This is a genomic window from Lactococcus allomyrinae, from assembly GCF_003627095.1.
Taxonomy (GTDB): domain Bacteria; phylum Bacillota; class Bacilli; order Lactobacillales; family Streptococcaceae; genus Lactococcus; species Lactococcus allomyrinae.
Genome location: NZ_CP032627.1, coordinates 916,733 through 931,427 on the forward strand (window position 1 = coordinate 916,733; position 14,695 = coordinate 931,427).

At 35.9% G+C, this 14,695-nt stretch carries 14 protein-coding genes and 1 pseudogene; all 15 read right to left on the bottom strand.

From position 1 onward, the window contains the following. Positions 1-23 precede the first annotated feature (23 nt). Positions 24-875: a ribosome biogenesis GTPase YlqF gene (gene ylqF / locus D7I46_RS04355; RefSeq protein ID WP_120771778.1), complete on the bottom strand. Its 852-nt coding sequence runs from the start codon at positions 873-875 to the stop codon at positions 24-26. Between the two features lie 101 nt (positions 876-976). Beyond that, complete coding sequence (locus tag D7I46_RS13475; protein WP_240424497.1) at positions 977-1,168, bottom strand: hypothetical protein; 192 nt, start codon at positions 1,166-1,168, stop codon at positions 977-979. Then, on the bottom strand, positions 1,125-1,664 hold the full coding sequence (locus tag D7I46_RS13480) for a tyrosine-type recombinase/integrase (protein ID WP_240424499.1): 540 nt from the start codon (positions 1,662-1,664) through the stop codon (positions 1,125-1,127). The genes D7I46_RS13475 and D7I46_RS13480 overlap by 44 nt, the downstream gene beginning before the upstream one ends. A 207-nt stretch (positions 1,665-1,871) precedes the next feature. Beyond that, entirely contained in the window at positions 1,872-2,018 is a 147-nt protein-coding gene (locus D7I46_RS13485; protein WP_240424501.1) for a hypothetical protein, read from the bottom strand. A 215-nt stretch (positions 2,019-2,233) separates the two neighbouring features. Beyond that, positions 2,234-2,479: a DNA-binding protein gene (locus tag D7I46_RS04365; RefSeq protein WP_120771779.1), complete on the bottom strand. Its 246-nt coding sequence runs from the start codon at positions 2,477-2,479 to the stop codon at positions 2,234-2,236. Between the two features lie 95 nt (positions 2,480-2,574). Further along, on the bottom strand, positions 2,575-2,997 hold the full coding sequence (locus D7I46_RS04370) for a hypothetical protein (protein WP_120771780.1): 423 nt from the start codon (positions 2,995-2,997) through the stop codon (positions 2,575-2,577). A gap of 483 nt (positions 2,998-3,480) precedes the next feature. Beyond that, a complete protein-coding gene (locus D7I46_RS04375; RefSeq protein WP_120771781.1) occupies positions 3,481-4,587 on the bottom strand; it encodes a type II toxin-antitoxin system HipA family toxin in 1,107 nt (368 codons plus the stop codon). Beyond that, on the bottom strand, positions 4,584-4,883 hold the full coding sequence (locus D7I46_RS04380; protein WP_120771782.1) for a helix-turn-helix domain-containing protein: 300 nt from the start codon (positions 4,881-4,883) through the stop codon (positions 4,584-4,586). The genes D7I46_RS04375 and D7I46_RS04380 overlap by 4 nt, the downstream gene beginning before the upstream one ends. A 595-nt stretch (positions 4,884-5,478) precedes the next feature. Beyond that, entirely contained in the window at positions 5,479-5,694 is a 216-nt protein-coding gene (locus D7I46_RS04385) for a hypothetical protein (RefSeq protein WP_120771783.1), read from the bottom strand. A gap of 555 nt (positions 5,695-6,249) precedes the next feature. Beyond that, positions 6,250-7,611, bottom strand: a complete 1,362-nt coding sequence (locus D7I46_RS04395; RefSeq protein WP_120771785.1) for a glycoside hydrolase family 1 protein — start codon at positions 7,609-7,611, stop codon at positions 6,250-6,252. A 71-nt stretch (positions 7,612-7,682) separates the two neighbouring features. Then, positions 7,683-9,090 (bottom strand): annotated as a pseudogene (locus D7I46_RS04400) (PTS sugar transporter subunit IIC). A 99-nt stretch (positions 9,091-9,189) separates the two neighbouring features. Then, complete coding sequence (locus D7I46_RS04405; protein ID WP_120771786.1) at positions 9,190-9,936, bottom strand: MurR/RpiR family transcriptional regulator; 747 nt, start codon at positions 9,934-9,936, stop codon at positions 9,190-9,192. Positions 9,937-10,060: 124 nt separating this feature from the next. After that, entirely contained in the window at positions 10,061-10,285 is a 225-nt protein-coding gene (locus D7I46_RS13785; RefSeq protein ID WP_120771787.1) for a Mu transposase domain-containing protein, read from the bottom strand. Positions 10,286-10,807: 522 nt separating this feature from the next. After that, the gene (gene spx / locus D7I46_RS04415) at positions 10,808-11,395 is read right to left on the bottom strand and encodes a Spx/MgsR family RNA polymerase-binding regulatory protein (RefSeq protein WP_240424503.1); all 588 of its coding nucleotides are present in this window, start codon (positions 11,393-11,395) and stop codon (positions 10,808-10,810) included. A gap of 66 nt (positions 11,396-11,461) precedes the next feature. Next, positions 11,462-14,677, bottom strand: a complete 3,216-nt coding sequence (locus D7I46_RS04420) for an L-type lectin family protein (protein ID WP_120771788.1) — start codon at positions 14,675-14,677, stop codon at positions 11,462-11,464. Positions 14,678-14,695: the final 18 nt, after the last annotated feature.

Consider the following 14,695-nt stretch of genomic DNA (forward strand, 5'->3'; position numbering starts at 1 on the left):
TTTTTCACATCATAAAAACAACATTATTCCTTGTAATCACCGACTCTATCTAAGCAGAAAAGTCCTAACTTCCCATCTCGGGCATCCTTTACAAATAGACTGTAAAACCGGTCATAATCATCTCGAAACCCAAAACGACGTGTCAATTCCATAATTAATTCGGGAATTTCTAGATCTAAATCTTCATCATTAATGCGATAGCGTTTCTTTGCCAATTCAGGATAATGCCTCAAAAAATAATCCAAACCAAAAATTGTTACTTCATCCATCGGAAGCAAATCATCCTTAATCGCTCCCGTCAAAGCTAATTTCAATCCCACAAGCTGATCTTCAAACTTAGGCCACAGAATCCCTGGAGTATCAAGTAATTCCAGCTCCTTATTTGTACGAATCCATTGCTGTCCTTTGGTAACACCAGGGCGATTTCCCGTCACGGCTACCTTTTTACCAGCTAGACGATTCATCAATGTTGATTTTCCAGCATTTGGAATACCAATAATCATCGTCCGCAAAGTAGTATGAGCAATTCCTCGTTCGCTGTCACGCGCCATTTTAGCTGACATTAACTTTTTAGCAGCTGTCGTCAAACGTTTCGCAGTATATTCTTCCTTAGAATTTATCGCTAATGTTATAAAGTTTTGTTGCTCAAAATATTCAATCCAGTCCTTCACGGCACTAGAATCAGCCAAATCCGCCTTATTCAAAGCAATAATTCGCGGTTTATCACCAATAATTTGTCCCAACATAGGATTTCTTGAACTCATCGGTAACCTAGCATCTACCAGCTCAATCACAAAATCGACATACTTCAAATTTTCTTGCACCTGTCGCCTTGCTTTTGACATATGTCCTGGAAACCATTGGATTGTACTCATACTCTATAACTCCTTTAATATCAAGGTTTTGAACGCCCCTCAACTCTTTAATTTTTATTTTTAGGCAAAAATTGAGCAAAATTACTTAATTTTAGCATGTTTTACTTTACTGCCACCTTTTCAATAAAACGACTAATCGCATCAACTGATTTTTGTTGAGACGTGCTCATCAAGTGAGTATATTCGTTTGTTGTTGTTTCTTGAACATGACCGACACGGGCCTGAATCTCTTTCAATGGAACCGTTGGGTCATTTCTCAGTACATGAATATGCAAAACTGTGAGGAATAACATTTTTTATCCATTCAAACCCATACTTCTCTTTACACTCTAAGCACAAATGTTTGTTCACTCGTCCTAAAATTTCTCTAAAACTATGTGAAGCAATGGGTGCACTGTATTCGGTTCTAAAAAGAAAATCAGAGTTTCTAAAGAATTGTGATGGAAAATTTTCCATATGTTCATCAAAATCTTTATTGCGTTCAATTACTCTTTTTAATGCCTTTATCACAAACTCTGGCAACTGCTTAATGCGCTCGCCCGCTTCTGTTTTAGTGGTATCAAGATAAAAATCATCTACTCTCAAATCATGGGCCTGCAGTAATTTATCAATAGTAATCAGATGATTATCAAAATCAATATCTGACATTGTTAAAGCAGAAGCTTCTCCAATCCGACAACCAGTACCAATAAAAAACAATACAAGGTCATAACAATTCTGGTTTCTTCTCATCTTCAACTCTGATAAGAATACTCTTACCTCCCGCTCATCCAAAAACTTCTGTTTCAATCGTTGTCTTTTTGCTCGCTTCTCCTCAACAGTAGCACTCAGCTTCACAACTTTTGATGGAGAAAACGGAATTGCATTATGCAGAACACCGTAATCAAAAATTTTATTCAGAGTATATTTACGCTGAATGAGTGGACTGATATTTTTCTCTGCACTTATTTAGACAATTTTGAATAAGTAGAGGCGTGATATTTTCCAGCAAATTGTCTAATAACAATCACGTTTGATAGTTTGAGGTTTAAGAGTAGTTTGCCAAACATTAAACCAACTGTTTTTCAACTCTACAAAAGTAGTCATTGAGGAGCCTTTGAAAAATCCTTGGTTTTTTGCGATAATCTCATCAATTTTATCCATCAAATCACACCCAGCTTATCGTCTAGCTCTTGCTGTCTTTGCATAATATACCACAGATGCACGTTTTTTCTTACCTGTTAATGGGGCAACATATCGTTCTGTTAGTACATAGAACGATTTTCCATCCTTATTTTTCTTTCTTTAAAATACATATCTTATCCTCTAAAGATAAAATAGAAAGATGATTAACAACTTTCATTTTATCATTTTTTTACCTATTTTTCCTTGATTTTTGAATAATCATGTTGTTTCCAATATAAAAAGTCTTCAAATATTTCTATGTTGATAAAAACTAATTTATTCGTTGGATTGATTACACCCGCTCTAAATCTCTTGTTATTTAGCATCTCAGAAAGCCATCTGTTCAACGTATAAACATTCAAATTTTCGTAACGTAGCAAAATTCCTTTTTTACTCGTCCACACAGCATTACTATCAATAGGCACATGTTTAAATTTCATACCCACCTCTTTTTGGTCATTAACCAAAACATGATATAATCACCTTACAAAATTATTTTGGGAAGTCCTGATTGCCATCAGAGCTTTTTTCGTGTCTAAGTTTCCAAACTGTTTCGTGAGAAAAATTGCGTTAACTCTCCCTCTTCTGAAATATCAAGTTGGTAAATAGAAACAACAGCTTCAAATTCAATACTTGCCAAGTTCTTATTGTCTGTTATAAAAGACGGTTTAAATCCTTTGAAATAATCGTCAGGTAATAACTTCAGAGAGATTTCAAGTTGTTTCAAACTAAGACTTACAAAATATCTCGGTTGATGAAAGGCACTAGGAATTTCAATCAATTCTTTTGTAATATACTTCGTGATATAACTTGCTGATTTCTTTCTATCCTGAATTTTTGAAACGGTAGAAAATCCATTCTGCCAATTTTCTGCATTATAAATTTGAATTCTATTTTTCTTGATAAGCTGATTACTCCGAGGATATTGAGATTCTATAAAGTAGTGGAGATAAGTCACCCATCACTTCCCATTAGTTGTTCCACCCTATTATAGATCAATAGATAATGTAACAAATATAGATAAATATCATTCATGATTCCAATTTTTTCTATCCCTATTGGTCATGACATCATTACTGATGCTGCAGCCCTTTTAGGGTTAAAAACGTTACAAATACAAAAGAGGACTCACCATGAGTTCCCCTATATATTCAATATATTATAACCGACGAGATATCCTAAAATTAAAATAAGTTAAACTTGTCCAATAAAACAAGTAAATATGCAGTGAGTAATACGGACAACACCATTGTTAATCCTCCAAACAAGATTACTAGCCATTCTACGCATTATGACAAGTTTTCTAATAACTCACTAAGTTACAGCTCCAAACGCTATCAGGAAATAAAAAATCATATAAAGCGTATACACATATTATAGCAGAAACACGATAACTCCACAACGATTTGAGGTACCATTTAATAATTATTTTCCTTTATTTTTAGAGTTCAAGTACAGATTGCACCTCGTCTATAATTTGTATAATTTTACCCTTTGAGAAGCCGACTTTTAAACCAATATTTATCATATCTGATTCCGTAGGCCGCCCATTTCCATTAACTGTTGTGGTGTGAAAACCGTTGAATCCCTCAGAAGGTAATAGATCATAAGCGGGAGAAAGTTCCCACCCTCCTTGCTCAGACATGACAAACGAAAAATTCTTTGCATGGTCATCTCTGTTTCCAATCATGATATTAAATACCATTCTACGAAACATTTGCTCAATTTGTACCATATTTCGTGTGAGAATCTGAGTCAAAATAAGCAAATCTGAATAATCGAGTGAAGGAATACGATAATTTGCATTTAATAGCCCTGCACTACTCACAGTATGCAATTTTTTAACCACTTTTCCATTTTCATAGAATCGATCAAATCGGCAAGTTCCAAAATATTTTCCATCAAATAATCTCGTTTCTGGCATCACTATGCCACATTTTCGGGCTAAATCAGCCGTTCTATATTCCATTTCCCCAACATTAGGGCTGTCTAATTGGCTAGGAAATTTAACTAACCATTCTTTTCCATCAGATTCAATAAATACTTTAGGTCTTGCACCACCAGATGACCCTCCTGCCTTAACAATTTCTCGCCACTGTTCTACAGGGACTTCTTTATCGTCTAAAATATACTCTGAGGCTTCTGCAATTTCTCTTAAAGAAAACGATGACGTCGTTTCTTGTGAAAATCCTCTTTCTACTGGTCTGTATTCTAAAGCTCCACGTCCATTCCCACCTATAATAGCAAGCCGTTGCAGTGTAGTGATTGAGAGTGGATCAACTCCTCTTTTTCTCAATTCTCTGTCTTGAAGCAGTCTCCCCCAACCATCAGGTAGAGAGTCATCGAAAACACCAAAATTCCCTTGAAATGGCATTGAGTCAGCTACAAAAACATTTGAGTTCAAAGGTAACTTTAATGGAGAAATTGAATATCCTGATTGTTGAAAGTCTGAATCATACTGAAAAGCAGTCAAACCTTGTGGCGTTAGTGCAAGTTTCCCTACAACTTTTCCATAAAGCATAACTTGAATTTCTTTAGGTTCAATCATGAACTTTTACCTCTTTTTCGTTTTTTCACCTCTTCTTGAATCAGTTCGTCAATACTTGCATATTTTTTCTTTTGAAATAGCAAATCAAAGTCATCTTCAAATCCGAGTGCAAAAGCAATGAGTACCAAGTTTTTCAATGAAATCTCTCCGGTTCGTTCAAACCTTCTGTATGTTGCAAGAGCACATCCTGAACGTTTTGCTAAATCTTCTTGAGTAAAATTGGACTCCAATCTTCTCTCTTTTATTCGATGAGCAATATCTAAAAGAATATCGCTATTAGTCCTAAGTGATAACATACTATCAATTATATCATAATTTATATTTAATTGATAATATATTAACAGTTATTTTCCACTCCAGCTAAATGTCTCTTTTTTATGTTCCAGAGCTTGGATGTATTGCCCAAGGATAAGTTTACGTTCCCAAAGCACCTCACTATATTTTTATTGATTGAAAGATTCAAAAGTCGGTGTACTCCCTTTTAAATTCCTATCTAAATCATTCGGAATCATATAAAAAAGTTTGAGCAGGTAAACCATCTTCTTAAGGTAGGTACGCTGGGTATTCTCAAAGAAAGCATTTTAGGATTATCAAACCAATTCCCTTTAGGCCAGTGATTGTAAAATTTGTCCCATTTTAAGAAATTCTCATAATAACGACCAAAATACGTGAAAAAGTCAATCGCAAAACCGAGTAATAAGTAAACAAAACGACTAATTGTTGGACTGCCCCCAAAGCGTCTGCGCTGTCTGAGATGAAAAGAAACCATCCCCTGAGGTATTAAGCATCTCATTAATTTAAAATATTCGGTCCACTTTGCTTTGCACAGAAGCTTGGAAAATTGAAGTGGTAAAAACAAAATTTCCTGTAGCCATTAACAAAAACATTTGGTTAATCGCTACTTTTGGAAAATTTCATTTTCTCTAATTCATCAAATTCTTGGTTAAGGATGGAAGTAATATCAATCTCATACTTCTTCAGAATGGTTCCCAACATGATAAGGACAAAGAGTCGTGAAATAAGATTTCGCCAAAAGGCACCTAGTATCGTCGTAAATACAATTAGGCTTTCCATCAGTAAAAGTAATCGGTTCGTTTGATGAAGCATCGTATACCGCTCATATCGCTCAAACTGATGGGCCACTTTTTGTTTAAGGAAATTTTTAAGCTTCTGTTTCGGGAGTCTCTTTTTATTCCTGAATAAAGGTGCGAATAAAAACTGAGGAATTAATTTAAAAAATGATAGACTTAAAACTCGAATATTTTTCGACTCTATCTGCTATGGATGGCTTTCCATCTCCTCATTTCCATAGTCTGTTCCATCTCATACATCTACAACTTCTGCATTTTCTTTCGTATTTTTTATTTTTGGAGGTCTTGTAATATCCACATGAATCTCCTAAAAAGAACCAGAGAATCATAAGCAGTACAATTATGAGCAACTCAAATCCCCATAAACTCAACATATATTTAAGAAATTTTCCTTTGTTAAACATCGTTTTCCTCCACAGTTAAAGAATGACAAAGACAAAAAATGAAATTATTTCCAAGGTAATTATTCAGAAAATATTATCTAAATACATAAAAAAACACCTGATGCTTTATCAAGTGTTCTTCGTTAATTTTTCCTTCCAATACATCTAGGTCAATAATAGCATAATTTTTATTCTAGATTACTTCCATTACTTAAGAATACTTTTTTGAACCAATGAAATGATTTTTTAGGAATACGCTGTTGTGTTTCATAATCCACGTAAACAGCACCATAACGTTTCTCAGTCTGACCACTTGATGCAGGAATATCAATTAACCCCCAACCCAAATAGCCAAGAACTTCCACACCATCAATGAATATTGCATTACACATCGCTTGAAGATGTTTACGATGATAGGAAATTCGCAAATCATCCTGAATTTCATTACTACCATCCCAAATTTCTTGCTGACCAATTCCATTTTCAATCGGAAAAACGGGCAGACCAAACTCATGATAAAGCTTACCAAGCATTCCTCTGAAGCCTTCAGGATCAATTGACCACCCCCACTCATTATGTACAAGTAGCGGATTGAGCCGCATTCCCTTGGTCAAATAACTATTGGGTGCATCCTCCTCTGACAATTGCGAAGCATCTAGTAAAACTGACCGATAATAAGAAAATGAAATAAAATCTGAAATTCCTCGGTTCAAAATCTCCTCATCCCCCGCTTGCCAATCCATATCAATCTCACGATTATTCACAAAAGTCAATACCTCTTTAGAATAATGACCAAAAGCATAAACATCACAAAGATTACGATTATAAAACTCATCAAATTTCCGTACATATAAATTATCTTTTGCTGATATTGAAGCAGGATAAACCTCTGTCGCTGCTAGCATTCCACCAATTTTTGCCTCAAAATTTTCATGTAAAAATTGAGTTAATTCGCAATGCGCAAGCATAGTATGATGAAAAACAGTGTATACGTCAGAAAGTGTCGATTCCTTTTTTAGGACCCCTGAATAATTCTCAAATCCATCGGCAAAATACAAATTATGCTCATTGAATACAATCCAATAATTCACACGCGGTGCAAAGCGACGCATCATTTCCTGACCAAAGCGTACAAAAGCCTCCTTGACATGACGGCTAAGAAATCCATTGTATTTTTCTGCAAGCGCTAGGGGCATATCAAAATGATACAAACAAATCATTGGCTCAATGCCGCGCGCTAGCAAATCATCAATCAGCTGACTATAAAAAGCAATTCCTTCTTCATTGAATGCGCCATCCCCATCTGGAACAATACGCGACCAGGAAATCTGAAAACGATACATATTCATATTCATCGACTTCATTAAATCAAAATCTTGTGTGTAATCATGAAAATGGTCAACCGTTACTTGCCAATCTTTGGCATTACGTCCTGCTTTATCTGTGTCATAAACAGACAAGCCTTTCCCACCTTCATTCCAGCCACCTTCTGTTTGCATTGATGACGTGGAATTCCCCCAGAAAAATCCCTTTGGCAGTTGTTTATTCATTTCTTCACCTCGTTTATTTTAAATATTTATTAAGAAATTCCAAAGAAAAGATTCTTCGGAATTTTATTTTTTTATTCAGCTACCATTTTTTCTTTCTCAATTTCGGCCTCTTCCTGCAAAAGTTGTTTATCATATCTATGTGCAAATGGTAAATAAATCAAAGTTGATTCCACTAAAGCCACTGCTTGTAAAACAGCATATTGCCAACCACCAATTAAAAAACCTGAAATAATTGGGGGTGTTGTCCAAGGCGCAGCAACTCCATTCATCGGTGGAATAATTTTCATTGCAATAGCCGCATAAGCCGTCGCTCCTACAATAGCTAGTGTTAAAAAGAATGGAACAGCCAGTACTGGATTAAGTACCAAAGGTAGTCCAAAAAGGAAAGGTTCATTAATGTTGAAACAAACCAGGTACTAACTCAACTTTACCAATTGATTTCATCTGTTGAGATTTAGCAAGAAAAATTGTGAAAATAATTAAACCAAAGGTTACACCGGAACCTGACATTTGAATAATATTATTATAAAATTCATTTGTCACAATGTGCCCACCATTAGCTAAACTTAATTTTCCTGCTTGATGAAGTTCCGCATTTTGAAAAGTATTTGGTAGTAAGAAGGATGAACTAATCGCCCCCATAATAATTCCGCCATGCACTCCAAAAAACCAAAAGAAAGGGATAAGTAAAGCGATAAGTGTAATCCCCCAAAATGAATCTCCAAGTCCCTGTAATGGTAGCTGTAACCAGTGATAGATTTCTTGCAACAAATCCGTATGTCCAACTTTGTCAAACAATCCATAAATTACTGTTGCACCAATGATAATTACTCCCGATGGAATCATTGATGTAAACTGATTTGCAACATTTGAAGGAACTTGCTCAGGCAAAGTAATCTTCCAGCCTGCTTTCATCATTGCGCTATAAGCCCAACCTGTCAAACAGCCAATAATTATCGCAGCAATCATCCCTTGACCACCTTGCCAAGTCAAGTTCAGTACCCCTGTTACTGGACTATTAAGTACCGTTTGAATAGCTTCAGGCAATTTATGAATTGCTTCTGTTGCCTGCTCTCCCGTCAAATTCCCCGCTCCTGAAGCCATCACTGCTTTTAAAGGATTATCAATAGATAATGTTTGAACAATAAAGAATGCTGACAGTGAAGTTAGACCTGCTTGCAAAGCAACATCCCCTAATCCTTCCTCACGTACATAACAATAGCCAATACCAACAGCTGCCCAAATCGCTAAAATACCAAATGACATATTGAACGCTTGACTAAAAATAGCCGACCAGCCATTATTTGACAACCAATTTGCAACAGCAGGGATTGGAACATTTGCCAAAATCAAGAAAATCGACCCAACAATGATAAATGGCATCGCATATAGCATCCCATTTTTGAGCGCTGTCATGGCTTTCGTATTAACGAATTTCATGATAGGTGGCAATAACTTATCGTTTATGAACTTATTCATAAATTAAATACCTCCATGTATTTGATAATAAAAAAATACCACATGTACTAACCGCATACAAGGGGTATTTAGGCTTTTGGCATCGGTTACATATTTTTGTCACACCTTTTTACTTTCCGTAACTTTTGATACTAGTATTTCTATTAACGCAATAACAGGCAGAGATGATGTCAAATTTTCTATAGCATCATAGTTAGAAAATATCTCCTTAAATTCATAACTAAGAGTAATATTAGAAAACTTAGATAATGTACTATCATCATGATTTGTTATCACAATTATTTTAATGTCTTTTGATTTTAACTCAATAATTGATTTAACTAATAAACTCGTTTCACCAGAAACAGACAAAATAACAACTAAACTATCTTCTCCAACACGTGCTCTAAGTGATTGGTGTAGATCAGTAATTGCGTGACTTTCCAAACCGCTATTTGAAAAATATCGTGCACCATATTCAGCCAAAGCACCTGAAGTTCCAACTCCAATAAAAATTATTCGTTTAGCATTTGAAATAAGTGCCACTGCATCCGATACTTTATATATGTATTCACTTTCAGACAGATTTCTTAAAAAAAATTCAAATTGACGAATATTCTCATGGTATTGTGTAGAGACCTTAAGTTCTCTTACCGAATTTTTTAAATGATAACAAAATTCCTTCCAGCCACTGAAACCTAACTTTTTTGTCATTCTCATCACAGTTGCAGTAGAAACATGCACAACATCTGCCATTTCTCTTATGCTCATTGTACTAGCAATAGTCTCATTTTTAAGAATATACTCAAAAATAGAGGATTCTAAATCATTAAGTGTTTGAACTTTTTCATAGTTATAATCCATCATCTACTCCCCTTTATAATTAAAATTAATAAATACTTTTATACTCAAAATAGCTTACAAGCCAAAGTGTAGAATAATTATAAATTTTTGTCAACCAAGCATCCAGAAATAAATTTAACTAAAAATTTTAGTGATGATTCACTCTATGACAGATTTTATTAAGATTGAATCGTTTATCACTGAGTTTATGCTCAGAAACGCTCACACTTCCATCATAGATTTCTAAGTAATCCTCATCAATTTCAAGAACAACATTATGACCATTGTAACGTATAGGAGCAGAGTATTTACACCCCTCAAAATTTGAAAACTTTACGCACCCGAGAATTAGGATAATCGTAAATATAGGCATTCAGAAGCTCCTAATCAAAGGGATAAAATAATATTCTATCTTCTCGCCAACGGAGTGTTCCAACAGTTTGTGATACTTCCTTATGGTTCAAATCGTCCCTAACTCTCCGAATGACTTCTTGAAGCTCAAAGAGGTATCAAACCCATGATTAAAAAGCACTCAGGTGGTCATCTGTTTTTGCGAAAACTTCCACTTTACATCTAAATCAATAATGGCCACATATTTCTGTTTATCATACCCTCGGTAGAGCAGCACTTCTTTACCAATGACTTGTTTAGCCTTATCAAAAATATCCTTCGTGCGATAGCCTGAGGCTAAAAGACCATTATTGCCTAGAGAAAAAAAGAAATTAAGATTAACAATTAATGGGAAAACACGAATAAATCTAAAAAGGAATATTCCCGCTTAACCAACTCCCCTTTGTCATACTGTTGCTGGCAATTTATAAGGCGGAATAAATTGCCAGCAAAGCATATTACAATATTATTGAAAAATAAAGAAGAGACTCAAACCTCTTTTTTATTAAATTAGATTGCGTCTCACTCTTGGGATAAAACTTCTGATCCGTTCTTCATTGAAACCAACTTGTATTTGTTTTTCATCGTGTATTATTGGAGTCTTGAGTAACGTCGGATATTCTTGGATATAATCTGTAAGCTCACGGATTGTTAATTCATTAAAATCCATCTTTCGCTTTAACTTCTGATAAGCAGAACTTCTCTCTCCAATAAGTGCTTTAGTTCCATTCTCAGTCAACTGGAGCAATCGTACAAATTCTATTTTAGTGAGTGGTTTACTCAAAAGATCAATTTCTTTAAAGCGAATTCCATGATTTTCTAGCCATCTTTTCGCTTTTTTAGAAGAGGGGCAAGATTTTCTTGTGTACAATATAATCTCATTATCTCTAGTTTTAGTACGCCCTAATAAATAATCTTCCGTACTATCTAAAAGTTCCGCAAGTTTACTTATTATTTTCATTTTGGGTTTAGCTTTTCCTTTTTCCCAAGCTGAAACTGCACCATGTCTTTTATTTAAAGCTCTCGCTATATCAATTTGTCTCAAATTTTTTTCAATTCTTAGTGTTTTTAATCGTTCCGCAAATTCTAACATTGTTTCATTCCTATGACTTCATCTCTGAAAAAGAGACTATATAAATATAGTCCCTTTCCTATTCTATTATGGAGCATCTAAAATTGTCCAAGTCACTGCCCCCTTAAAAGTGATTGCACTTCCTTGCCAAGTAGAAACTTGTTGCCTAGGATTAACATTCAAATATAACCCTGCACCAGTTGTACTATTAGCATTCAGCACATTCACTAAACTATTTTCTCCAACCGTTTGATTGTAAACAGTTGGGGCTGATGTACCTGTCAAAACAGTATCGGTTCCTAAATTATCTATGAAATGCAAAGCACCATCAAGATTTAAACTAGGAATAATCAATCCTGTTGTTGTATTATATGCAGTAAGTGCTGCAGTCTGTTGAACCGTCATACTCCAAGAGGATGGAGCAGAACGTTCGTCATAAACTGAAACATCACTACTTAGTGCTCCTCTAGAATCTACACTTTCTCCCGAAATTTCATGTGAACCAAAAGAAATTGTTTCAGGAACTTCCAAAGATAAAGTGCCAGAATAACTCATATTAATAGTATAAATATTCTTACTATCCGAAGACAAAATATAAGGCGTATGAGCAATTAAATCAGTTAACTTTGTTACTGCTGTCGCATTATTCTGTATTCCAGTAGTATCTATCGTATCATCATGTGGACCTACCAAATCAGTAACATACCAATTATTGTAAAGGGCACTTGTTGTATCAAGGACACCTCCACCTGTTGTTAATGTAGCTATTGCATTTGAAATGTCCGAATTGGAAATAGGAGACCCTACTAAACCTTGAGATAATTGAAAGCTTTGTTCTTCTGGTATTGTAATACCTTCTGGAATATCTCCTTCACTTAATTTCATCTGAATCATCGCTTTTGACGGCAATGCTTTCAAAGTAATTGTGAAGCTATTTGTACTTTGTGAGACGTCTTTAAAATATGGATTATTTTCCAAGGCAGAATGTAATATAGAGTCGTTTGAGGTATCATCACTCGTATAGATCGTACCATCTGGTCCAGTTATCGTATCAATCGCATATCCTTCTGGAATACTCGGTCTGGGATCGAAATCTAAAACTCCACCTGTCTTCCCACTTAAAGTGAGCGCCTCTGGTAACGCAGAGGCAAGACCTAAAGTTCCTTGTGCATCACTTGTGACCGCTTCTGGATTTCCCTGAGCATCTAGTACAGGATTACCCGAATGGTCTGTTCCTGGTGTTCCAACTGCATATTTAAAGTTAACTGTACCTGATTGCGGCATGGCACCAACCTGATAAGTAAAGTGTAAATCGGCATCAGCAACATTAAGTTCTTGATTCTTATACACATACGACATATAAGGCCACTTATCAAAAACATGCGAAATAGTAATTTGTCCACCAGACACTGAATAATTACCATCAGGATAAGCAACTAAAATGGACCTTACTTGATATCCTGCACCTATAGGCGTATAAGATAACCCTGGATCCACTAAGGGTTGACCTGTTACTCCTTGTTGAGTCACTACTGTTGTTGGTAAAGATGGAGGCGCCAGCCCTGGTTCATTCCCTATCCCTGGAGTGTTAGAATCATACGCATATTTAAAATCTACATAGTGATTTTTCGGTTGAAAAATGATAGTGAACTGATTTGTACACCCAGAAGGAACCACATCTGTAGCCAATGTCAAAGGATTAGCGTTTAGAGCTGCATTCAGTGTAGCCGTAACACTTCCGTATGTTGAGATCAAATATGACTTATCATCTGGACCAACAACTCCATAAACACTGTAACCATCAGGAATATTAAGAGTGGGAGCAGAAACGCTCGTTCCAATTGAACCCAATATTGAAGGAATAGCAGTTAAGGTTGGTGCCTTACCAGGGGAAGTGGGTGTAAGAGAGGGAGTCGCATAGACAATTCCTGTACCTGTACTAGTACTAATAGCTGTTGTACCTGGAGTTCCTCCAAGATATACTGATATAAATGAAGCTGAAACTGTCGAAGGCTGATAATAAACATTTATCGTATTATTCACTGGGGTTATTAGCCCCGTACTAGTGTATGAATCATTATTAGAAACTAGTACTGTTCCTACTTGTGAAGTCGACGTTGTGTTTACCGTACTGCCTGTAGAAACTCCAGAAAATGTATAACCTGAACTACTTAAATCTGGGGCTCTATAGTCATAATCATCAGAGGCTATTGCTGAACTCGTTGGACTTACAACACCAATTTTATCTCCAACATTTGCTTTAATTGTAGTATAAGGTGCTGATTGAATGACTTGACCAGTAACTGAATTGATATAATTTACTCTAATTGGTTGAGTTGCTTTAGTTGACTTCAGATATCCAGAAGAAGTTAAATAGCTCATCTTGGACCAATGTCCTCCAGTAGAACCAACTACACCAATAGATAACATCTGGTTAAGCTCGCAATCATCAAAAATTTGTCCCGTTTGCCCTGTGATATTTCCACTCGCATCAGCACCCGAACCATAGGTCATTGTTAATCTCCCTGACACTCTTCCGTTTGCTCCAACACCACTAGTTGGATTCCATTTGAGTTGAACATAGTCAGTATAAACATTCCTCCAGTTTAGTATTGAACCCGCCTGCCAATTCGCACCATTTACAGAAGCTGAAGCACTACTAGGAGCTGGAAGTAAAGTACCTCCCGAAGATGTTTCTCGGATTGCAATCATATTAGAGACATTGGGCAGTAATATACCATCAACTCCCCGTCCCACATCAGGGTCGTTATAATCAGAATTGTAATAGAAATCTCGTCCAGCAAAAATACTCTCTGGAAGCCCTGCGACTCCAAGACCTCCTCCAGTTTGTCCCCCGACTATATTCTGTGCATTTATTTTAGACAAAACAAAGCCCAAACTATCTCCAGCTGCATAATCATACGCCCAGTCAAGATCAACTTTGAACGCCCCCGTTAATATCAGACTTTGGCTGAAATCTACTCCATAATTGAAGATAGCTCCACCAGCTTGGCTAGCCTTGTCATTGATAATATTTAGCGCCCCAGCTGACCAAGATGGAGATGCTCCACCACGTCCGAAACTTGTCCAATTCCCTGCAACATCCATATCTGTTCTCGTAAATTCATGGTTCCCTGTGTCAACATTTGAATTTGGTAAAAGTGTTGTAGGAGTACCCGTCGCAGCTTTAACTGAGTAACTGCTAAAAATTAAACTTAGAGCAGGAGATAAAAAACCACCTACAAGAATAGTAAGCACACTAATGACTGTTATCTTTTTGAGTAAGTCTTTAAATTTTATCATTATCTTTTCTCCTCAAAA